Below are 21,300 nucleotides of genomic sequence, written 5' to 3'. Positions count from 1 at the left end.
AGCGGCGGCCGCCGCTGTCAGCGGCCCGTACGCCGCCCGTACGGGTGGGTGCGCGCCGGCTGGCGGCAGAGCCGCGGGAGCCGGGGGACGCACGCACGAGTGTGCCGGCGCGGGCCGGTCAGGGCCGGGTCACCGCGCAGGACGGCGCTCTCCAGCTCCACCAGGGCAGCCCCCGGGTCCAGCCCGAACTCGTCGGCGAGCAGGGACCGCAGCCGACGGGCCGCGGCCAGCGCGTCCGTCTGCCGCCCGCTGCGGTAGAGGGCGAGAACCAGCCGTTCCACCAGCCGCTCGCGGGCCGGGTAGCGGTCCACCATGGCGGTCAGCTCGGGGACGAGCTCCTGGTGCCGCCCGGCTCCGAGCTCGATGTCGGCCAGCAGCTCATAGGCGGCGAAACGTTCCTCCTCCAGGCGGGCCCGGAACGGTTCCACGAACGGTGCGTCGATGCCGGTGAGCGCGGCACCGCGCCAGAGGCCGAGCCCGGTCCGTAAGTGCTGGACGGCCCGGGTGTGTTCGCCCAGCGTCGTGAGCCGCCGCGCCTCGGCGACCTCCCGCCAGAAGTCCATCGTGTCCAGGTCGTGCCGGCCGACCGAGAGCCGGTAGCCGCCCGCCAGTGAGGCCAGCGGCCCGCCGTCGTCCGCCGCCCCGTGGCCGGCCGCTGCGCCCGGAAGGAGCTTGCGCAGGGCCGAGACGGCGGTGTGCACCTGCCCGCGGGCGCTGCGCGGCGGCCGCTCGCCCCAGAGCGCGTCCACCAACTGCTCGATGCAGACCTGGTGGTTGGCGTTGAGCAGGAGAAACGTCAGTACCGCCCGCCGTCGCGGTCGGTCGATGGGCACGACGGTGCCCTGGTCGAAGACTTCCAGCGGTCCAAGAACTGTGTAGCGCATGCATCCCCCGTGCTATGGACCTTCAGGGCAGCTCGCGTCAACTCCCTTTTGACAAACAGGAGTCAACAGCTCGTGATGCGCGTGATCATAAGCCGTCGTCTCAGCTATTGGAACAGCGTTGCCGAAAGACCCGCCGGGGGCGGCCGGAGGCGAGGACCGAAGGGTCTCGTGCGGCTTCCCGCGCGGGGCCTCGCGTCACTCCGACGCGACCGGGCCCGGCTCCACGAGGGTGTACAGGACGGAGCGTTGCTGCTTCCGGCGCCGGCTACCGCGGGCCCACGGCGGGCGCGGACTTCTTCCGTGCGCGGTAGGCGGCGGCCTTGATCTTGTTGCCGCAGGAGTCCATGCCGCACCACTGGCGCCGCATGCCCCGGGAGCGGTCGAGGTAGATCCGCGTGCACTCCGGGTTGCCGCACTCCTTCATCAGGTCGACGTCCGAGCCGCTGAGGAGTTCGACGGCCTGCCGCGCGACGGTCGCCAGGGCCTGCGCCGGCGTGCCCTCGTTGTGCCGCCCGGTCAGCGTCAGCTGCGGCGTCACGGGCGTCCCGCGGGCGGCGCCGTTGACCACGGCGAGCGCCTCGCGGTCGAACTCCTCGCCGAAGAGGCGGTTGGCCACGAGCCGGTAGACGGCCTCGCGCACCGTGGTCGCCTCCCGGACGTCCTGCGCGTCGGCGGGCGTGATCGAGTCCACGAGTCCGCACGCCAGGTACCAGGCGTTGAGCCGCTCCGGGGTCACGAACATCTCGAACCGGGTCGAGCGCCGCGCGCGGAGGGTGGCCGCGAAGTCGAGGGCCGGGTGCCCGCAGACGAAGACATGGTCGAGATTCACATCACCATCCTGGCAGGTGACAATTTCGGGCGCAAGAAACCTCCACCGCAGGGTGTGTGCGTCCCTTCCGGACACCCGCGGCCGTCCGGTTGACGGTCCGGGGCGCGCATTGCGACACCGTCACCGGTTGAACGGGTGGCGGAGCGTCCGGCCGTGCCCGGGTGATCAGTCGGACGGCGCGCCCGGATCGTGGAGCAGGCCCGTGGTGGTGGCGTCCCAGTCGACTCCGGTGAGCTCGTGGCCCGCGGGGACGAGCTCGTAGGTGTGCTGCAGCCACTGAGCCAGCGGCGGGAGCGGCAGTTCGAACAGGGCCGCCGTGTCGCCGGAGGCCAGCCGGAGCCAGACGGTCGCCCGGTCCCGATGGCCCGACGGCCAGATCCGCACGTCACCGGGGCCGCTCGCCACGTGCAGCCCCTGGCGGACGAGGTCGCGCCCGAGCCGCCACCGGACGCGCGGGCCGCCTTCGGCGACGAACTCCACGGACACGACCAGGGGGAGGGCCCGGTCGTACCGGAACTCGGCCGTGATTGCCTGCCGGGTGCAGACGCCCAGGACGCGCTCGATGTCCAGGGTCAGCGCGGGGTGGCCGTGCGGTGTCGTCCGGCCGTCCCGCGTCCCTGGCTGCCGGCTGCTCATGGCGGGTGGATCCTTCCCTCCGGCGGAAGCTGACCCGTTCACTCTCGTCAGCGCGGCGTCGTTTCACCTAGGTCAGTTGACGGTCGAACACCAACTTCCGTCACCGGGACCGGTACGACGGGCCCCGCCGACCCCCCGGTCGGTGCCGGCGCGTGCCAAGCGGCCGACCATCGCCCCGTCGGATGCGTTCCACCGTCCCCACTCGTTCCCCCGCCTCGACCCGAGAGCCTGGATGTCCCCGGGGATCTTCGTCACCTTGGGAAGCGGGTGCGGTGCCCCGCGAACACGACCGGCTCACCTGCCGGACAGGTGACGCCTCGTCATCCGTGCTCATGTCGAAGGGCGGTGGGGGCGGCCCCTCTCCGTGGCCCGGGCCGGCGACACCCACTTTCGCGGGTGTCGACCCCGCGCACATCCGTCACATGACGGTACGGCGCGGCGCGGGTGCTGGGTGTGCGGCGCGCGCCGCCGGGTGCCCGGCACCCGGCGGCGGTTCTGCCGGCGGCCCCGGCACCCGGCGGCGGTTCTGCCGGCGGCCCCGGCGGACGGTTCCTTGCTGTCGGATCGGGCGGAGGGCCGGCGTCAGGCCGGGACCACCCGGTAGCTCTGCGCAGCCCACGGGAGGTTCGACTGGGCCAGCGAGCCGGTGGCCCAGGCGTAGCCGCCGGTGCACCCGGCCCCGGGGTACAGCACCACGGACGCGGAGCCGGAGACGACCTGGACCGAGCGGGCGGGCATCGACAGCGTGTGGCAGGTGCCGAAGTCGCCGAGGTCCACCGCGGTCACCGTTCCCGTTCCGCCGCTGCCCGAGTAGAGGTGCGCGCCCGGCTGCAACGGAGGCCACCCGGCGGCGTCCGACGCCCCGGCGCCGAGGCCGAGCAGGGCCGCGGCCATGGTCGCGGCAACGGCTGTACCGCGGAGATGCGCCCTGGAGATGAACATGCAATCCACCTTTCCGTGGGGTGTGGTGATGCTGGAGACAGCGGGCCCGACCGTGCGGTCGAACGCCGCCCGCAGCAGACCCTTGCATGGTCAACCATGTGCTCGGGAGGGCAGAACCGGTCACGCATGTGTGTGGATGGCCGAGCGGCGACGGACACACCCGCACCGCGCTCGGGGTGGCCATCCACTGCGGCCGTCACCGCCTTGACGGGTGACTCTCGGGGGTGCACCCTGGTGGTCTTCCCCGGTGCCGATGAGGACGCCAGTCGTGCTCGACGAGGTGGAGGACGATCATGGTCAAGGAACCCGCCCACGATCCCGAGGCCGAAGCGCGGCACGCACGCTACGGCCGGCTCCCCGAGCGGATCCGCTTCGAGGACATGACCGAGGAGGTGGAAGCCCGCCCCCGCGGCGACACCACCGGCCCGGACCACCCGGCCCGCTCCTGGACCTTCTACTCCTGCCTCGTCCTCGACCTGGGTCTGTAGGCCGCACGGGCGCCCTGGCCGCCAGGCGCCCCCGTGCCACTGGCGGACGGGGGGCCGGGCCGGCGGGGGTGGGGCCGGCCCGGCTGCTGCCGGATGCTGCTCAGGAGCCGTTGACGCACCGCTCGGGCGGGGCGTCCTTCAGGTACTCGTGCTTGACGAGGTTGGCGACGTTGTACGTCTCGGAGTCGGAGAGGTCGGACGGCTTGAGGGCGGGGTCCAGCCACTGCTGGTAGCCGAACCCGGGCTGCGCGAAGGCGGCGGCGATGTGGCCCGTCTGGACGCGGAAGTCGCGGTTCACCACGTAGCAGTGGTAGTTGTTCCCGGCACCGTTGAGCGAGTCCGGGGGCAGGGCGCGCTTGGCGTACGGCGTCCCGCCGGTCGCGAGGTACTTGCCCGTGTCGGCGCCGAAGCGGTCCAGGGTCGTGCCCGGCTGCACCGTCTGCTGGTGCATGTCGAGGTTGCCGTTCAGCTCGGCGAAGCCCCGGTTGTTCGGGTACTTCCACTGGTCGCCGCTGCGGTACCAGTCGAGGAACTGGGCGGGCTGCAGGCCGCCGAGGCGGTGGTAGCCGGCCAGGAGCGCCGCCACCGGCCCCTGGGTCGGCAGGACGGCCGGGCCGAGTTCGGGGCGGCCGCAGTAGTAGACGGCCGGGTTGTCGGGCGGGAGCAGGTCCGGACAGTCCGCGGGCAGGCTCCGGTGGGCCGACGCCCGGACCGGCACCGCGGCCACGGCGTCACCGGCGGCGGCGAGCAGCGTCAGCGGCAGGGCGGCCGCCATGGACATCGAGACGAGCGTGACGGAACGCATGGGCGGCTCCAGGGGGACCGGGGGAGAGCTGGCGACCCGGGTGCGGCGTGGCGCAGCGGTCGCAGGGCACCGTCATTGCACACGGAAGCCGGTCCGGATACGAAGGACCGCGACGATCGGCAGCGTCGACAGCACGCGGGCGGGCTAATCGGTATGACGATCGGTCCGATCGACCGGCCGTGCCCGGCGCCGGCAGCGGCGCCGCCGCCACTGGAGGCCTCCCGTCGGTCAGTTCGTGGTGAAGCGGAAGTCGTCCTTGTTGTAGTAGTCGGGCTGGTGGACGAGCGGGGAGCCGTCCGTGGCCGGGCCGGGCCAGATGTCGCGGGGGCCGAGCACGTGGTCGGCGTAGTCGCTGGACGGGACCGGCGAGGCGAGGTGGATGCGGAACACGGTGGGGCTCGTGTCCGCGACCAACCTCCAGAGCTGTTCCCGGCGGTCGGCACGGCAGTCCCGGAGGACGACGGCGACGGTGTTGCCTCCGCCGGCGGTCCCGTCCAGGCACCGGCCGTCGGCCGCGTTGCGGATCCGGTACAGCCCGTTGCCGTCTCCGGCGAGGAACTGCCAGCGCTGCGGGCTGCCACCGGTGCAGGTCTGCAGGCGGACTCCGGCACTGTCGCTGTCGCCGGGGCCGACGCAGAGCTTGGTGCGAAGGTTGACGAGGCGGAGTCCGGCGGGCCGATCGGTGGGTGACGGTGCGGAGCCGCCGGCCGGTGCCGTCGGGCCGGGTGCGGCGGTGCGGGGGCCCGGAGTCGGCGGGGCCGGGGAGGCAGTACCTGACGGCACCGGGGACGACCGGGCGGACGGCGGGGCCGACGGGCGGACCGACGGCCGGATCGGCGGTGGAGCCGAGGGCGGGGCGGGCTGCACGGCTGCGCCGTGCGGGCCGGACCGGCCGGGCGCGACGGCCGCCGCCGTCGCGACGGTCAGCGCGCCGACGCCCAGCACGATGAGGCCGATCATGACGGGCCGGTCGGACGGGCGCAGGCGCCGGACGGTGGCAGCGGCCCGGGACGAGACCGAAGCGGCGAGAGGGGCGTGGACAGGTGGCGCCGGTGGCGGATCCGGTACCGGCAGGGTGGCGACAGGCGGCGGAGACGCCGCTGCGGCGGCCGACGGAGTCGGCTCCGGGTCGCTTGTCCGCCCCAGCAGCACGTCGCGCAGGACGGGCCGCTGCCAGGTGTGGATGGCGGTGAGCTCGGTGCGGGCGCGGGCGCAGTCCGGGCACCGGGCCAGGTGGCGTTCGAGGGCGTGATCACGGTCGTCGCCGCGCCGTACGGCGTCGCCGAGCCTGGCGGTGAGCTGGCGGCAGCCGCGGCGGGGCGTGTACAGGGCGTGGACCCGCAGGTAGGCGTCGAAGAAGCCCTGGACGTGCTGGAGCGGCGGCAGCGTGAGGGTGTCGGCGTCACCGGTCGGTGGGGAGGTGGCCGGTGCCGTGGTCACCTCCAGATGTCGCCGCAGATCGGCCTGGACGGTCGCGGGAAGCCTTCGGAAGGCCTGGAGGGCGGGCGAGGCCTCGGACCGGCAGGTGTGGTCGGAGCGGGCGTGCTCGGAGCGGGCGGGCTCGGAGCGGGTGTGCTCGGAGCAAGCGTGCTGGTCGGCGGCTGGGTCTGACACTGTCTGGTCCCATTCCTCGGGCGGGTGTGGGGCGGCTGTCCGTGCCGGCCCGCTGCCGCCGCGCGCCTCCGGGGGCGACGCGTGGGCAGCGGGCCGGCACGGGCTTCTCGACGACGGCCCGGCCTGACCGGCCTGACCGGGGTGGCCGGCGGGGCCGGGGGTCAGGGCCTGCGGCGCCGGGCCACGACGACCGCCGTGGTGCCGCCGACGAGGATGAGGAGGACGCCGACTGCGGCGGGGACGGTGGCCGTGGCGCCGGTGTGGGCGAGGGAGTCGGCGCCCGCGGTCACGGTTCCCGCAGCCGTGGCCGCAGCGGTGGCCGTGGCTGTGGCGTCGGTGGCTACGGTGCCGGTGGACGGGGACGGGCCGGTGGTGCCGATGTCGGTGGTGACGTCGCCCTCGCGAGTGGGCTGGGCGGGCGCCGGTCGGGTGGGCGACGGGGTGGTGCCGCTGGTCGGGGAGGTGCCGGTACCGGGCTTGGTGGGCGACCCCCCGGACGTCGCACCGGACGTCGGGCCCGACGTCGGGCCGGGGACGGTGCCGAGCGCTATCCGGACGTCGGCGCCGGCGGCGGTCGCGTTGGTGACGCTGACGGACAGGCCGCTCGCGGTGTCGGTGAGGGCCTCATTGCCCTTGAGCGAGCCGGCGATCGTCTTGTCGTCCTGCTTGCCGTTGCTGATCATGACAGCGTGGTCGTACTGACCCTTGGGCACGCGGTAGACGACGACGCCCTGCGCGACGTCGCGGTCCGGGGTGTTGGCCTCGGGCGTGCGGTACTCCACGACGACCCGGTCGCCGCCGCCTCCCAGGGGGAGGTCGATCGCGCGCGCACCGGCGGTGTTCGCGGCGGCGTGCAGCGGCGTGAGGTGCACGGTGGCGGTGGAGCCGGGTGTGACGATCTGCTGGGCGGTCAGCCACTTCTGGGCCAGCAGCTCGGGTGCGGAGAGGCCCTTCTTCTCGCCGCCCGCGCCCATCGGCGTCCGCCTGCTGTAGCCGTCGGCGGTGCAGGCGGTGAAGCTGCCCGGCGTGCACACCTGGCGGTCCTGGTGGGCGAAGCCGAGGTTGTGGCCGATCTCGTGGGCGATGGCGGCCAGGTCCTTGACGGCACCCTCCTGGAACCAGGTGGTGTCTCCCGGCTGGTTGCCGAGACCCCACCACTCGCACGCCTTCGTGTTCGGCATGACGATCGACAGGTGGTCGTAGGTCACGTCCTGGACCGCCTTGCGGGCGAGCGCGGCCATCTTGCCGGTGTCGCAAGTGGAGTTGTCCATGTCGAGGTCGAACGGTCCGAACACGCCGTCCCCCTTGGCGGGCACCACGCTGAGGCGGCCACCGGAGTTGGCCGCGTAGTACGAGGTCAGCGAGTCGGTCGGGCCGAAGAAGTGGTTGCGGGCGTCCTGGTGGTCCGCGTCGGGGCTCGCGAGCTTGGCGTTGCGGAAGTTGACCAGGACGACGGCGTGGTGATGGGTCTTCTGCGGTCCGGGATCGGCTGCGGCCGGCGTGGCGAGGACCGCCGCGGAGAGCGTCAGAGCGCTCGCGGCCGTGACGGCGAGGAGGGCGTTGGCCGACGAACGACGGGTCGCGTCACTGCGGGAGGTGTGGCGTGCCATGTGTGGGGTCCCTCGGTTGTGGTGGTTGCGGTCGTGCGGTGTCCCGCGGAGGTTCCCCGGCAGTCCGCGGTGCGGGGGAGCGGGCGGACTGCCGGGGCGGGTGTGCCGGCGGACGACGGGGGAGGCCCGCCGGCACGGCGGGAGGGAACACGGCCCGGGAGGCGGCGCGGTCCGTGCGCCGGCGGCGGGCCGGACGGTTCGCCGACCGGTCGTCATGGTGCGTGCCTCCCTGTTTCTCGGTTCCTGAGACGGAGACCGCGCGGGCCGGCGGACGTCCCGCGACTTTGCCAAGTCTTTACCCGAGCCGCTTCGCGGCGGGGCGGCCCACAGGAAGTGCGCATGCGGAGGAAGCCGGAACTGGGCCGCCATCCGGCCGGAGGGCCGCGGCGGCGCGCACCCGTCGGTTTCTGGCCCGTCCCGCGCCGCCGGGCCGTCGCGCGCGGCTCCGCCGCTCATCGCGCGTTGACCTGCACGTGGACGGTCGTGGCACACTTTCGCGCTGTCCGGCCGGGACGCAGTCCGGCTCCCCGGGCGGGGGCGTCGTCCGCTCTCGTCCGACCGGCTGTCAACGAGTAGACGGGAGCGCGCGTTGAGCGCCCTGACCACGGCTTTCCGGGTCGATCTCACCGACCTGACCGATCCCGAGCTGGCCGCACTGCTGCGCGAGCCGACCACCACGCGCGGGCCCGCCGTCCACGACGTGATGGGTGAGGTGTTCGCCCGCCACCACGCCGCCGTGCTCGCCTACGCCCGCACCTGCTGCCGGGACGCCGCCACCGCCCACGACCTCGCGGCCGAGGCCTTCGCCCGCACCTGCCGCGCGGTCGCCGCGGGAGCGGGACCGCAGTACGCCTGGCGTCCCTACCTGCTGACCTGCGTGCGCCACGCCGCGATGGACTGGGCCCGGGAGGGCGCCCGCACGCAGTTGTCGGACGACTTCGAGTCCTGGGTCGACACCCTGCCTGCCGGGCAGGACGTCGAAGGCGCCGTTCTCGCCGCCGAGGAGGGATCGCTGGTCCTGCGTGCCTACCGATCGCTGCCCGAGCGCTGGCAGGCCGTGCTGTGGCACGCGGTGGTCGAGCGCGAGCCCGCCGCCGTGACCGCCCGGCGCCTGGGCATGACCGCCGGCGGTATCGGCTCACTCGTCGCCCGCGCCCGCGAAGGGCTGCGCGAGGCCTACCTGCGCGCCCACCTCGACCAGACCGTCAGTGAGGAGTGCCGGCACTACGGTGGCCTGCTCGCCGCCTCGGTCCGCCGACCGGGCAAGCGCGCCGGCCACGACCTCGGCCGCCACCTCCGGTCCTGCGCCGACTGCGCCCGCGCGGAGGGCGACCTGCGCGACCTGAACGGCCGCCTCGGCGCGATCCTGCCCGCGGGCATCCTGCTCTGGAGCCCCCACACCCTCTGGGCGTCCGCCGCGGGGCACGGCCTCCAGCTGACCGCCGCAAAGCTGGCCGCCGCCAAGCTGGGCGCCGCCCGCCTCGGCACCGCCAAGGCGGCGTGGACGGCTGCGGCCGTCGCCGGTGCGACCGTGGCCGCCGTCGGGATCGTGCCGCAGGTGGGAGCCGCCCCGGACCGGGCCGCCGCCCCGCCCGCCGCCACCCCGACACAGGTGCCGGCGCGGCAGGACCCGCCCGTCCCGGCCTCGCCCGCCGTCTCCGCCGCCCCGGCCGTCACCGCGACTCCTGCCGCGCCGTCCGCCTCGCCGTCCGCCGCGCCGTCCGCCTCGCCGTCCGCCGCGCCGTCCGTCTCCGCCCAGCCTGCGGGCTCGCGGGCCATGGTCAACGCCATGACCGGCCTCTGCGCCCAGGCCGACCCCGGCGGCGCCCTCAGCCAGCGCGGCTGCGACCGAAGCGCCGGCCAGACCTGGATCCTGCTCCCGGCCGGCGGCAACGCGCGGATCAAGAACGCGGGGACCGGCCGATGCCTCGGCAGCGGCGGCAGCGCGGCGGACGGTGCCCCGCTCGTCCAGGAGGACTGCGCGACCGGGAGCAAGGGCCAGGTCTGGACGCTCTGCGACAACGGCATGGTGATCAACGCCGCCAACGGCCTGTTGATCGGCCTGAAGCACTGGCCCAAGGCGGACCGCCCCGGTCCCGGAGATCAACTGACGCAGAGTCGGAACTACTATGACAGCCAGGCCTTCCGCTGGCAGCAGCGCCCGCTGGGTGCCGGCGCGTGACCGGCTCCGACCGCGGCCGCGCCTGGGCCGCCGCCCTCCTCGACGACGTCCGCGACTCCGCCGTCGTACCCGCAGGAAGGGAGTGAGGTGTCGACGGCCCCCGCCGGGGTAGGCGCGTTGGGGGGCTCGTTGGGGGGCTCTGTGAACGTCCAACGCGGGGGGGAAGGGAGCAGTGATCATGGGAATACCGCCGAACGACCCGGTACCTCCCAACCCCACGCCGGTTCCGGGGCCCGGCCCCCGGCCGGGTCCGCTGCCCGGCCCGGTCCCGGGCCCCGGCGGTCCGGATCCGGTGCCGCCCGGACCGCTCCCCCCGGAGCCGGACCCACCGCCGCCGCCCGCTCCGAGGCCCGACCCCCACCCGCAGCCCGGGCCGCTGCCGGGCCCGGGCCCGGCTCCGGAACCGGTCACCTGAGGACGGCGCGAGCACTCGCCCGGGCCCAGCCCTTGGCGCGCCCGGGACCCTGCTGAGGCCTCGGGCACGCAGACGGCGCGAACGGCCGGGCCGCGGTCGCTCACGACCGCGGCCCGTCGGCGTGGGGCGGCGCGGTGGTGACGATCGTGCCGCCTTCGCCGCCGTTCGCCCGCCGCCGTTCGCCGTCCGCCGTTCGCCGTCCCGAGAGGGGGCGTCAGACGGTCGGTTAGAGTGGGCGGATGGGCAAGGGGCGGGCGGACGGGCAGGTGGGCGGGGCTGCAGCGACCGGGCCGGCCACGGCCCACCCGGCCGAGCCCGCCGCTGACAGCCCACCGGTCGCCGTCTGGTCCGCACTGCGGGCCCACCCCTTCCGCTTCCCCTTCACCCGCCACTCGCTGCGCTGCGGGGCGTACCTGTCGAGCGGCGCCGTGCTGGGCATGCTGGTGACGGTCCTGCTCGTCGCGCTCACCCTCGCCGGCCTCGGGCTCTCCGTCGTCGGCATCGGCCTGCCGCTCCTGCTCGCCGTCGCGCTGGCCGGGCTGCCGGCCAGCGCCCTGGAGCGGCGCCGGATCCGGCTGGTGGAGCCGCACCCCGTCCCCGACCCGCACCGCGCGCTGCCCGGGGCGGGGCTCCGCGCCCGGCTGCGGACGCGGCTGCGCGAACGCGCGACCTGGCGCGAACTCGCCCACACCGCGCTGGTCGGCCCGGCGCTCACCGCCGCCGGACTGGGCTTCACCGCACTGCTGCTCTTCTCGGCGGCCCTGGTGGTCAGCCCCGTGATCGTCTGGGCGCTCGCCCCCGAGACGGTGATGCTGATCCCCGGACACGCCGTACCCGGACCGCTCCAGGCGCTCCCGGCCACCGCCGTCGGCCTGGCCGGGCTGCTCCTCGCCGGCTACGCGGGCGCGCTGCTGACCACGCTCCAGGTACGGCTGGCCCGGTTGATGCTCGGCCCCCGCGAGGACGACCTCGGCCGCCAGGTCCTCGAACTGACCCGCTCGCGCGCCCGGTTGGCCGACGCCTTCGAGGCCGAACGCCGCCGGATCGAGCGCGATCTGCACGACGGCGCCCAACAGCAGCTCGTCGCCCTCACCATGACCCTCGGCCTCGCCGCCCACGAACTGCGCGAGCGCGCCGCCGGGAGCCCCTCGGCGGACGGGCACGCCGCCGAGGACGGCGCCACCGCGCTGGTCGACCGCGCCCGCACCGAGGCCCGGCGGGCCTTGGAGCAGCTGCGCGACCTGGTCCGCGGCATCCACCCCCAGGTGCTCACCGACCACGGACTGCCCGCCGCCGTCGCCGAGATCGCGCTGCGCCACCCGGTCCCGGTCGCGATCGACCTCGACCTGCCCGGCCGGCTGCCCGGTCCGGTCGAGACCACCGCGTACTTCACCGTCACCGAGGCGCTCACCAACGCCGCCAAGCACAGTGGGGCCGGTGCGATCGCCGTCCACGGCCGGGTCGAGGCCGGCCGGCTGGTGATCCAGGTGACCGACGACGGCTGCGGCGGGGCCGACCCGGCCGCCGGGGCCGGACTGCAGGGACTGGCCGACCGGGCGGCGATCCTGAGAGGACGACTGATGGTGACCAGCCCGAGCGGCGGACCGACCAGGCTCCGGTTGGAGGTGCCGTGCTCCGGCTGGTGATCGCCGAGGACGCCGTGCTGCTCCGGGCCGGCCTGGTCGAACTGCTCACCCGCGGCGGCCACCGGGTGGTCGCCGCCGTCGGCGACGCCGCCGCGCTCGCCGCGGCCGTCGACGCGGAGAAGCCGGACGCCGTCGTCACCGACGTCCGGATGCCGCCGGGCTTCAGCGACGAGGGCCTGCGGGCCGCCCTCGAACTCCGGGAGCGCCACGCCGACCTGCCCGTGCTCGTGCTCTCCCAGTACGTGGCCACCCCGTACGCCACCCGGCTGCTCGGTGCGGCCGGCGCGCAGCGGGCTGGCCTCGGCTACCTGCTCAAGGACCGGGTCGGCGAGGTGGGCGACTTCCTGGACGCGCTGCGCCGGGTGGCGGCGGGGGAGACCGTGATCGACCCGGAGGTGGTCCGCGTCCTGCTCCGTGCGCAGTCCGCCGACCGCCCGCTGGCCCGGCTCACCCCGCGCGAGCGGGAGGTGCTGGGGCTGATGGCCGAGGGCCTCAACAACCAGGCCGTCGGCGTCCGGTTGAGCATCACCGAGGCCTCGGTGGTCAAACACTGCGGGAACATCTTCATGAAGCTTGACCTCGACCCCGCCGAGGGCAACCGCCGCGTCCTTGCGGTCCTCGCCCACCTGCGCGGCGAGTAGCTCCCACCCGGAGACGGCCCGGCCGGGCCGACGGGCGGATCGCTGCTCGGGTGCTGACGGTGTTAGGCCCTGTCCGGATCCCCCGGGGCGGGGGTGAGGAGGGTTGCGAGACGGTGCGCGGTGGCGTCCCAGGACCACTGCTCGCGCACCCACCGCCGTCCGGCGGCGCCCGTCCGCGCCCGCTCGGCGGCCGGGGCACGGAGTATCCGGGTGATCGCCCGGGCCACGGCGGCCGGGTCGCGGCCGTCGACGACGGTGCCGTTGACGCCGTCAAGGACGGCGTCGGGCGCCCCGCCGGACCGGCCCGCGACGACGGGCAGACCGGCGGCCGCAGCCTCCAGGAAGACGATGCCGAGGCCTTCCGCCTCCAGGCCGGCGCGGCGGGTGCGGCAGGGCATCGCGAAGACGTCGGCAGCCGCGTAGTCGGCGGGCGTCTGCGCGTGGTCGCGCCCGCCGGCGAACACGACCGCGCCGGGTTCCGCGTGCCGCCGGGCCAGCCCGCGCAGCCGGCGTTCGTCCGGTCCCCGGCCGACCAGGACGAGCACCGCGCCGGGGACGGCCCGCCGGATCAGGGGGAGCGCACGGATCAGGGTGTCCTGGCCCTTGCGCGGAACCAGCCGCGCCACGCAGACGATCACCGGACCGGCGGCCACGGAGCCGCCGTCGCCGACGGGCTCCGGCCGCGGCCGGAAGAGCTCGGCGTCGACACCGGGGACCAGGCGCTCCAGCCGGGCCGAGGGCCCGAGCGCGGGGGCGATCCGGTCGCGCGTGTAGGCGCCGAGGTAGGTGACCACGTCGACGCTGTCGCCGATCCGGCGCAGCAGACGGCGGGCGCCGGGGGTGCGCGCCCACCAGATCTCGTGGCCGTGCGTGGTGGCGACCGTCCGCCGGACACCCGGGGCCTGGCGGCGCAGTCCGGGGGTCATCGCGGCGAGCGGGGCGGCGGCGCCGAACCAGACCCGGTCGCAGCCGTGGGCCCGGGCGACCTCGGCGGCCCGGCGGGTCACCCGGCCGGTGGGCAGCAGCAGCCCGGACCGGTCGCGGATCACCGGGAACGGGAGCGCGGCGTCGTGGCGGGCGGCGCCCGGCTCGTCCGAGGTGTAGACGACGACCTCGCCGCCGGACACCCGGGGCAGCCGGGTGGCCATGGCCAGGGCGAAGGTCTCGATACCGCCCTGCCGGGGCGGGAAGTCGTTGGTGACGATGAGCGTGCTGGTCATGGGGCGGGTACGACCTCGGTTCGGTGGGCGAGTAGGGACGACGACGGGGCGGGTGCGGCGGTCGGGCCGGGCCTGACGCGGGCGGCGGGGGCGGCTCCGGTGAACCGCCGACCGGCCGCCACAGCCGCCGACGGGGCGGTGGGGACCGCGAACACGGCGGCCGCCCGCCCCGGGTCGACGGCGCCCGCGGCGGGCGGGTCGACGGCGGACCGCAGCCGGGCGAGGAGCACGAGGAGTACCGGCAGCGCGAGGTAGCCGAAGCGTCCGGCCGGTGCCAGCAGGAAGGCCAGGGCGAGTCCGAGCGCGAGCCGGTCGGCGGCGGCGACGGCGCCCCGCGGCGGATGGCGGACGAGCGAGGCGGCGACGGCGAGTCCGGCGAGCAGCAGCAGAGCGGATGCAGCGCACCAGCCGGCCGTGCCGAGGTCCGCGAGCAGCCGGCCGGGCAGCGGGCTGCTCGCCGGCGTGGGCAGCCCGCCACGACCGGTGGGGAAGGCGAACACCTGCTCCAGCAGGGCCCCGGGAGAGCGCAGCGCCGAGGGCAGGGCGAGGGCGGCCGCGCCGCCGACCGCGGTGACGGTGGCGCGCACGGCGGACCGTCGCCCCGCGGTGGCGGCCAGCAGAGCGGCGGTGACCGCCACCGCGGGCCAGGCCGTCCACTTGAGCGCGCAGGCCAGTGCCAGGGCCAGCCCGGCGCCGAACGGGCGGGCCCGTCCGGCCAGGGCGAGTGCCAGGCAGCAGAGCCCGGTCATCGGCAGATCGACCCCGCTGACACAGAGCGGCAGCGCGACCAGCGGCGAGGCGACCAGTGCGACGACCGGCACCAGGGCGCTGCGTCGCCACGTCGGGGTGCTGCGTCGCTGCGAACGGCCGCTGTGCCGCCACGAACGGCCGCTGTGCCGACGCGATCCGGCGACAGCCGCCGGCAGGCAGGCGAGGAACACGGCGGCGCACCACACCCGGGGGTCGCCGAGCAGCCGGGCGGGCAGGCTGTCCGCGCCGACCAGCGCGCGGGGCAGCCCGAACAGCGCCATGCCCGGCAGGTAGGGCGTGACCTCGGCGACGGTGCGCGGCTCGGCCAGGTACGGGGTGCCGTGGCGGAGCAACAGGTCGCCCGACCGCTCGATGACGGTGACCTCACTCTGCCCCTGCGCGGCCGTCACCAGGACCAGCAGCGGTACGACGACCGCGCCGGCGAGCGCGACGGCCGCGGCGCCACCGCGCGCCCACCGCGGGGGCAGCACCAGCACGGCAACTGCCGCGCCCAGGTAGCCCGCTGCGGCGATCAGCCCCCAACTCCGGTGCGGGCCGAGCGCGGAGAGCAGCGGGAACGCGGCGGCCCACCCGGCCGCGACCAGCCAGCCGCCGGACCACAGCACCCGCCACCCGCCGGGAGGGCGGCGGGTGGGGCGTTCCCGGCGGAAGCCGCGGTGGCGGCGCACCTCCGGAGGGCGGCGGTGCACCTCCGGAAGGTGGCGGCGACCGGCGGCGGGGTGGTGGTCGCGGGGACGGGGGAGGCCCTGACAGGCACGGTTGATCTGCACCACTTCATTGCAGCGGCGCTGGTCAGCGAGGTCATGACGGCCAGGTCGAGTCCTCCGGTCGGGTTTCCCCTACCACCGGACGGCGGGCAGGGCCGACGACACGGCCACGGCCACGGCGCCGACCCCGGCGGCGCCGTGGCCCCGAGGTCAGCGGACGGTGATCCGGTCGAGGTTGGGGCCGCCGTCGGCGGTGGTCGAGGAGACCCGGACGGTGTTGGCCCCGGCCTTCAGCGAGATCGGCAGCGACGCGGTCGACCAGGTGTCCCAGCCGGCGGTGGGCGCGAAGACGCGGCCGGTGGCGACCCGGGCCCCGTTGACGGTGACGTCCATCGGCCGGTCGGTGCCGGTGCCGTTGGCGTAGGTCAGGTCGAGGACGGCCGTGGACGCGGCGCCCGCCGGCACCGTCCACTCGGCGTAACTCCCGGTGGAATTGGCCAGGTTGAGGAACCCGCTGCCGCTGAAGCCGGTGTGGTTCGTGTCGATGGTGCCCTGGACGATCCGCGCCTCCTCGGCCTGGTAGACGCCGGAGCTGCCGGAGACCAGCTGGTAGCCGCGCATCGCGGTGGTGAGCAGGTAGCAGTTCTGGAGCGAGCCCGAAGTGTCGCCGAGCGAACGGTAGACGCCCCACTTCGGCCGTACCCGGTCGGCGAGGAAGGTGTCGACGCCGGTCTTCGACACGTCGATCAGGGTGCTGCCCGCACTGCGCAGGATCCACCGCACCGAGCCCGAACTGCCGTCCCCCACCTTGATCTGGAAGTCCACGTCCACCCAGCGGTCGTGCAGCGGGTCCAGGCTGGTGCGGCCCACCAGTACCCCGCTGATGGGGAGTTGGAGCTCGATCGTCTGCGCGCCGTTCACCCGGCGCAGGGACTGCACGACGATCGGCGAGGTGCCGTTGCCGGGCTGCTTCATCTGCATGATGTGGGTGAAGGTGGTGGTCGCCTTCAGCGAGGAGGGGATGTACATCGAGTAGGTGGTGCGCCAGGTCTGGCCGGACCGCCACTCCAGGAAGGCGCCGCCCGCCGGACTGCGCATGCCGGTGACCTCGTGGCGCTGCCGGTCGGCGGCGGAGTCCCGGTCCACCGTGTGCATGTTCCAGCGGTAGTTGCCGTTCTCGACCCGGATGTGCGGATGGCCGGCCGGGTGGGAGTCGGCGCGGTCGTCCTCGATCGTCTCGAAGGCGGCGAGGCCGTCGGTGGCGGCCGAGGGCGCCCAGCGCTGCTGCCAGCTGGAGACGGCCAGGGTGGTGGCTGCCGAGGCGCCGGTGCGCGGCAGCGCGGCGGTGGCGGCCGCGGTGAGGGCGGCGCCGAGGACGGTCCGGCGGGAAGGCCTGTTCACGGGGGCTCCTTGCGGTCGGTGGGCGGTGTCGGCTGCAGGGGCCCGCGCGGGACGGGCGCCGGCGGAGTGGATCCGCCGGCGCCGGACGCCGCGGGCCTGCGCAGCCGGTCGAGCCGGCCGTCGGGTCGGGGTGGTCGAGGCGGCGGAGGCGGTTCGGCGTCGGCCCGCGGTGGTGGCGGGCTGCGAAGTCGCTCTCCGGGTGGACTCGTTCATGCCGTCGCCGTGCCTTCCTCGACGGGAGTGGGCCGGGTGACGTACAGAATTCCGACATGAGGGAGCACGGTCAAGAGGTTTGGTTAGGAAAGTTTCCCAACTGACCGCCAAGCGGCCTGAGGGGGGTCAGCGGCGGGCGGCGCGGCGGCGGCCTGCGGACACGGCCGCGCAGCCGGCGGCGACCAGCGCGGTCGCGCCGACCGCCGTGGCGGCCAGCAGGCCGTCGTCGGCCCCGGTCGCGGCGAGTGCCGGAGCGGCGGTGGCCGTGGTCGCGGCCGTGGCCCGGGTCGGGGTCGGGTGCTGCGTCGAGGCCGGCGCTCCGGAGGAAGGAACCGACGCGGCCGAGGTGGTGCGCGCCGCCGTGGGCGTGGCCGTGGCCGTCGGAGTGGCCGAGGCCGGGACGGCAGCGGTCGTCGGGGCCGGGTTCGTCGGTGCCGGGCTGGTCGGGCCGGTGGTCGGCGTGGGCGGGCAGGCCGTGCCGCCGTTCCACGAGGCGATCAGCAGGCCGGAGAACGGCTCGTCCGGGTAGTGCGGCAGCGGGTGGTCGCTGTCGCTCCCGTCGTACTTCTCGCCGACGCCGTAGAGCGCCAACTCGCCGAAGCAGCCGGGCAGGTGGCCGCTGACGTCGAGCGTGTCGCGGTAGTGCTCGCGGGTCAGCGTCGTGGTGGCCCAGCCGAGGAAGGTCTGTCGGCCCGAGGTGGCCCAGGTCGCGCCCTGCGTCTCGTACGACCCCAGGGAGACGTGGTAGTCGCAGCCTGCGGTGGGGTGGCCGGCCAGCCGGACCTGGACGGTGCCCGAGAGGGCGGGGATCGTGGCGCTGTTGGTCCAGTTGGCGCCGCCGTCCACGGAGTACTGGACCGGCGGTCGCCCGCAGGCGGGTTCGGCGTGCGCGGCGGGCGCGGCGAGGACCGCGGCCCCGGCGGTGAAGGCGAGGGCCGTGAGCGCCGGCAGGGCGCGACGAAGGTTGTTGGACAAGGGATGTGCTCCTGGTGCGATGGGTCGGAGAGCCGGTGGATCGGTACGAAGGGAGCGGCGGGCTCAGGCGCCGTGCCCTTGAACGCGCGGAGGCGGCCGGGGGAGGAGGCTGACGGGCAGCAGGGGGACCGGCGCAGCGCCTCGAAGCCGACGGAAAGCCCGTTCGGGGCGTCCGCCGGGGTTCGACAGGACCTATCGGGCGGGCTCGGCCGCCGGCCGGGGTGCGGCGCCGTCCTCGGAGACGGCGGGGTCTGCGGTGTGTCCGTCGCCCTCGATGTCGAGGTGCGGCAGCAGCCGGTCGAGCCAGCCGGGCAGCCACCAGTTCCGGTCGCCGAGCAGGACCATGGTGGACGGCACCAGCAGGCCGCGGACCACGGTCGCGTCGAGCGCGACGGCGGTGGCCAGGCCGACGCCGAACATCTTGACCACCGGATCGTCGGAGAGCAGGTAGCTGAGGAAGACCGCGACCATGATCAGGGCCGCCGAACTGATGATCCGTCCGGTGCCGGCGAGGCCCGTGACCACCGCGCGACGGCTGTCGCCCTCCCGCAGGTAGCCCTCGCGCACAGCGCTGAGCAGGAACACCTCGTAGTCCATCGAGAGTCCGAAGAGCACCGCGAACATCAGCAGCGGAACGTAGCCGGGGATCGCCACGGCGCCCTCCAGGCCGATCAGTTCGGCGCCCCAGCCGTGCTGGAAGACGGCGCTGAGCACACCGTACGCGGCGGCGACCGACACCAGGTTCATCACGGCCGCCTTCACGGCGACGATCGGCGAGCGGAAGGCGAGCAGCAGGAGCAGGCCCGCGACCGTCAGGACGAACCCGACGACGAGCGGCATCCGGTGCGCGATCCGCGTGTTGAGGTCGGCCTGGGCGGCGGTGGCCCCGCCGATGTGCAGCACCTGGCCGCTGCCGGCGGTGGCCGAGGGCAGGACGTCGGAGCGCAGGCGGTGGACCAGCGCGGTGGTGGCGGGATCGGAGGGGGCGGTGGCCGGGGTGACCTGCCAGCGGGCGGTGCGGCCGTCGGCGGCCACGGCGGGCGGGCCGACGGCGGCGACGCCCTCGGCACCGCGCAGCGCGGCGGTCACGGCGGCCAGGCGCGGATCGACGGCTGCCGTCCCTCCGGCCGGGGCCGTGGCTGCCGTCCCACCGGCCGGGGCCGTGGCCGCCGCCCCACCGGCCTGGGCCGGGGTGGGCAGGACGTCGACGACCTGGAGCGCGCCGTTGGCCCCGGGGCCGAACGCCGCCGCCATCCGGTCGTACGCGGTGCGGCTCATGGTGCCGGAGGCCTTGCTGCCGGCGTCCAGCTGGCCGAGGTGGAGGTGGACGGCCGGGGCGGCCAGGGCACCGAGCAGGGCGAGACCGGCCAGCAGCAGGGGCCAGGGCCTGGCGGCGACCAGCTCGGCGATCCGGCCCCAGCCGCGCGGGCGGGCGTCCGGGGCGGGGGCGGACCGCGCGGGGGTCAGACGCTTCCCCAGCAGGACGAGCACCGCCGGCAGGAGCGTGAGGTTCACGCCCACCGCCGTCACCACGGCGATCGCGGGTGCGAGGGCCAGGGCGTAGAGCAGCGGGAGCCCGCCGAGCGCGAGCCCGGCGAGGGCGGCGACGACGGCGCTGCCGGCGAAGGCGACGGACTTGCCCGAACCGGCTGTGGTGCGCACGGCCGCGTCCTCGATCCCGACCCCCGCGGCGCGCAGCTCGCGGAAGCGGCTGAGTCCGAACAGGGTGTAGTCGATCCCGACGCCGAGGCCGATCATGGCGGCGATGGTCTCGCCGGCCTCGGGGACGTCCATCAGGTGGCCGGCCAGGCCGATGACCGGCAGGGCGATGCCGAGGCCGACGATCCCGGCGAGCAGCGGCAGCCCGGCGGCGACGAGACTGCCGAGGGTGAGGGTGAGGATGACCAGGGCCGTCCCGAGACCGATGGCCTCGCTGCGGCCGGTGGTCCCCTTGTCGACCGCGGCGGCGAGGAAGCCGCCGGGCGTCACCTCGATGCCGGCGGCGGTGGCCGGCGCGGCCGCGGCCAGCACGGCCTCGGTCGTACCGGGCGTCACCTCCCGCCCGGTGAGGTCGAGTTCGACCGAGAGGTAGGCGGTGTGGCCGTCGGCGCTCATCGCCGCGGCGCCGGCCGGGTCGTACGGCGTGGTGACGCTCACCACGTGCGGCACCGCGGCCACGGCCGTCGCCGCCGCCCGGACCGCCGTGGCGGCCTCGGGAGCGGTGAGCGGCGCCGCGGAGGCGTCGGTGTGCAGCAGCACGGGCTGCCGGCCGGACGCCGAGCCGGGGAACGCACGGTCGGTGACGTCCTGGGCCGCCTGGCTGTCGCTGCCGGGTATGGAGACGGCCTCGCTGGTGACGCGCCCGAACACGCCGAGGGCGGTGAGCGCGGTGGCGAGCAGGAGCAGCCAGGCCGCGACCACGCGCTTGGGTCTGCGGGCGCACCAGCGCCCCGTGCCGGTGAACATCTGCGGTGGACCGTCCTTCTTCGCGGCGGCGGGACCGCGGAGGTGCCCGGCCGAACTCATTGCACTCGCCGTGCAACGCGTACACTTGCACTCGCGGTGCAAGAATGTCAACGAGACGCCGGAGGGCCCCGTGAAACGGACCGAAGCCGCCACGCCCGTCCCCGACGGGCGCACGGAACGCGGGCGTCAGACCCGCGAGAAGATCGCCGATGCGATGCTCTCGCTGCTCGACGAGAACCAGGCCCAGTTCCCCGCCGACAAGGTCGCCGAACGCGCAGGCGTATCAAGGCGGTTGGTGTTCCACCACTTCGCGGACATGGCGCAGCTGGCCGAGGTCGCCGTCGGCCGGCGGCTGGAACAGGTGATGGCGCAGGTCCGGCCGCTCCCCACCGACGGGCCGCGGGACGTCCGGGTGGCGGCCGTCGCGGAGCAGCGCGCCCGGATCCTGGAGGGCATCACCCCGGCCCGGCTCGCCGTCATGCGGCTGGAGAACCCCTCCGCCCGCGTCCAGGAGGGCATCCAGCAGATGCTGGACTTCGCGCGGCTGCGGCTCACCCAGATCTTCGCCCTGGAGCTCGACCCGCTCCCCGAGCCCGCCCGGACCGACCTGCTGAACGGCCTCGACGCGGTCACCACGTGGAGCGCCTGGCACCACTGGCGCAGCTCCGGGCTGAGCCCGGAGCAGGCCCGCCACACCATGGCCGCGACCGTCCACGCCCTCCTCGCCGCCGCGGACCGCCCGGCCGGCGACGTTCCGCGGACCGACCCTGTGGACTGAGACGGCGGCGCGATCCGGCTCCGTCCCGCGGACCGGCCGGGCCTGATCCGACCCGCCCGGCCCGCCGCCGCTCTGTC

At 75.4% G+C, this 21,300-nt stretch carries 17 protein-coding genes and 1 pseudogene; 5 read left to right on the top strand and 13 right to left on the bottom strand.

Annotated elements, in window-relative coordinates; genetic code table 11:
• Positions 1 to 17 precede the first annotated feature (17 nt).
• The 4 genes from ACIPSC_RS32635 to ACIPSC_RS32620 all read right to left on the bottom strand — a co-directional run bounded on the left by ACIPSC_RS32635 (position 18) and on the right by ACIPSC_RS32620 (position 3,291).
• Entirely contained in the window at positions 18 to 884 is an 867-nt protein-coding gene (locus tag ACIPSC_RS32635; protein WP_400831366.1) for a BTAD domain-containing putative transcriptional regulator, read from the bottom strand.
• A gap of 265 nt (positions 885 to 1,149) precedes the next feature.
• Positions 1,150 to 1,713 carry a CGNR zinc finger domain-containing protein gene (locus ACIPSC_RS32630; RefSeq protein WP_400831364.1) on the bottom strand — a complete coding sequence of 188 codons (564 nt, stop codon included), beginning with the start codon at positions 1,711 to 1,713 and terminating at the stop codon, positions 1,150 to 1,152.
• 165 nt (positions 1,714 to 1,878) lie between these two features.
• A complete protein-coding gene (locus ACIPSC_RS32625) occupies positions 1,879 to 2,349 on the bottom strand; it encodes an SsgA family sporulation/cell division regulator (protein WP_400831361.1) in 471 nt (156 codons plus the stop codon).
• 582 nt (positions 2,350 to 2,931) lie between these two features.
• Positions 2,932 to 3,291 (bottom strand): hypothetical protein, encoded by a 360-nt coding sequence (locus tag ACIPSC_RS32620; protein WP_400831359.1) that lies wholly within the window; start codon positions 3,289 to 3,291, stop codon positions 2,932 to 2,934.
• Between the two features lie 293 nt (positions 3,292 to 3,584).
• On the opposite strand from ACIPSC_RS32620, the gene ACIPSC_RS32615 reads away from it, so the two are divergent.
• Positions 3,585 to 3,779 (top strand): hypothetical protein, encoded by a 195-nt coding sequence (locus ACIPSC_RS32615; RefSeq protein WP_400831357.1) that lies wholly within the window; start codon positions 3,585 to 3,587, stop codon positions 3,777 to 3,779.
• A gap of 100 nt (positions 3,780 to 3,879) precedes the next feature.
• Here ACIPSC_RS32615 and ACIPSC_RS32610 read toward each other — a convergent pair whose 3' ends face one another.
• The 3 genes from ACIPSC_RS32610 to ACIPSC_RS32600 form a co-directional block, all read right to left on the bottom strand.
• Positions 3,880 to 4,584: a TNT domain-containing protein gene (locus tag ACIPSC_RS32610; RefSeq protein ID WP_400831355.1), complete on the bottom strand. Its 705-nt coding sequence runs from the start codon at positions 4,582 to 4,584 to the stop codon at positions 3,880 to 3,882.
• Between the two features lie 228 nt (positions 4,585 to 4,812).
• Entirely contained in the window at positions 4,813 to 6,198 is a 1,386-nt protein-coding gene (locus ACIPSC_RS32605; protein ID WP_400831353.1) for an RICIN domain-containing protein, read from the bottom strand.
• Positions 6,199 to 6,359: 161 nt separating this feature from the next.
• Complete coding sequence (locus tag ACIPSC_RS32600) at positions 6,360 to 7,808, bottom strand: hypothetical protein (protein ID WP_400831349.1); 1,449 nt, start codon at positions 7,806 to 7,808, stop codon at positions 6,360 to 6,362.
• 589 nt (positions 7,809 to 8,397) lie between these two features.
• Here ACIPSC_RS32600 and ACIPSC_RS32595 point away from each other — a divergent pair.
• The 3 genes from ACIPSC_RS32595 (at position 8,398) to ACIPSC_RS32585 (ending at position 12,692) form a co-directional block, all read left to right on the top strand.
• Positions 8,398 to 9,990 carry a sigma-70 family RNA polymerase sigma factor gene (locus tag ACIPSC_RS32595; protein ID WP_400831346.1) on the top strand — a complete coding sequence of 531 codons (1,593 nt, stop codon included), beginning with the start codon at positions 8,398 to 8,400 and terminating at the stop codon, positions 9,988 to 9,990.
• A 654-nt stretch (positions 9,991 to 10,644) separates the two neighbouring features.
• The gene (locus ACIPSC_RS32590) at positions 10,645 to 12,051 is read left to right on the top strand and encodes a sensor histidine kinase (RefSeq protein ID WP_400831343.1); all 1,407 of its coding nucleotides are present in this window, start codon (positions 10,645 to 10,647) and stop codon (positions 12,049 to 12,051) included.
• Entirely contained in the window at positions 12,036 to 12,692 is a 657-nt protein-coding gene (locus ACIPSC_RS32585; protein WP_400831341.1) for a response regulator, read from the top strand. Before ACIPSC_RS32590 ends, ACIPSC_RS32585 begins: the two co-directional genes overlap by 16 nt.
• Positions 12,693 to 12,754: 62 nt before the next feature.
• Here the strand turns inward: ACIPSC_RS32585 and ACIPSC_RS32580 are convergent, their stop codons facing one another.
• The 6 genes and pseudogenes from ACIPSC_RS32580 to ACIPSC_RS32555 form a co-directional block, all read right to left on the bottom strand.
• The gene (locus ACIPSC_RS32580) at positions 12,755 to 13,912 is read right to left on the bottom strand and encodes a glycosyltransferase family 4 protein (protein WP_400831337.1); all 1,158 of its coding nucleotides are present in this window, start codon (positions 13,910 to 13,912) and stop codon (positions 12,755 to 12,757) included.
• Positions 13,909 to 15,453 (bottom strand): hypothetical protein, encoded by a 1,545-nt coding sequence (locus ACIPSC_RS32575; RefSeq protein WP_400831334.1) that lies wholly within the window; start codon positions 15,451 to 15,453, stop codon positions 13,909 to 13,911. Before ACIPSC_RS32575 ends, ACIPSC_RS32580 begins: the two co-directional genes overlap by 4 nt.
• Positions 15,454 to 15,600: 147 nt before the next feature.
• The gene (locus ACIPSC_RS32570) at positions 15,601 to 16,011 is read right to left on the bottom strand and encodes a carbohydrate-binding protein (protein WP_400831483.1); all 411 of its coding nucleotides are present in this window, start codon (positions 16,009 to 16,011) and stop codon (positions 15,601 to 15,603) included.
• Positions 15,991 to 16,791 (bottom strand): annotated as a pseudogene (locus ACIPSC_RS32565) (Tat pathway signal sequence domain protein); the annotation flags it as partial. The pseudogene ACIPSC_RS32565 and the gene ACIPSC_RS32570, both read right to left, overlap by 21 nt.
• A gap of 339 nt (positions 16,792 to 17,130) precedes the next feature.
• Positions 17,131 to 17,979 (bottom strand): hypothetical protein, encoded by an 849-nt coding sequence (locus ACIPSC_RS32560; RefSeq protein WP_400831331.1) that lies wholly within the window; start codon positions 17,977 to 17,979, stop codon positions 17,131 to 17,133.
• A gap of 192 nt (positions 17,980 to 18,171) precedes the next feature.
• Positions 18,172 to 20,445, bottom strand: coding sequence for an MMPL family transporter (locus ACIPSC_RS32555; protein ID WP_400831326.1), 2,274 nt, complete (start codon positions 20,443 to 20,445; stop codon positions 18,172 to 18,174).
• Between the two features lie 130 nt (positions 20,446 to 20,575).
• On the opposite strand from ACIPSC_RS32555, the gene ACIPSC_RS32550 reads away from it, so the two are divergent.
• Complete coding sequence (locus tag ACIPSC_RS32550) at positions 20,576 to 21,223, top strand: TetR/AcrR family transcriptional regulator (protein ID WP_400831324.1); 648 nt, start codon at positions 20,576 to 20,578, stop codon at positions 21,221 to 21,223.
• The last annotated feature ends 77 nt before the right edge of the window (positions 21,224 to 21,300 follow it).

This window comes from Kitasatospora sp. NPDC090091, assembly GCF_044747365.1.
Classification (GTDB): domain Bacteria; phylum Actinomycetota; class Actinomycetes; order Streptomycetales; family Streptomycetaceae; genus Kitasatospora.
Note: the sequence above shows the minus strand (reverse complement) of the source record. Positions and strands in the feature narration are given on the sequence as shown.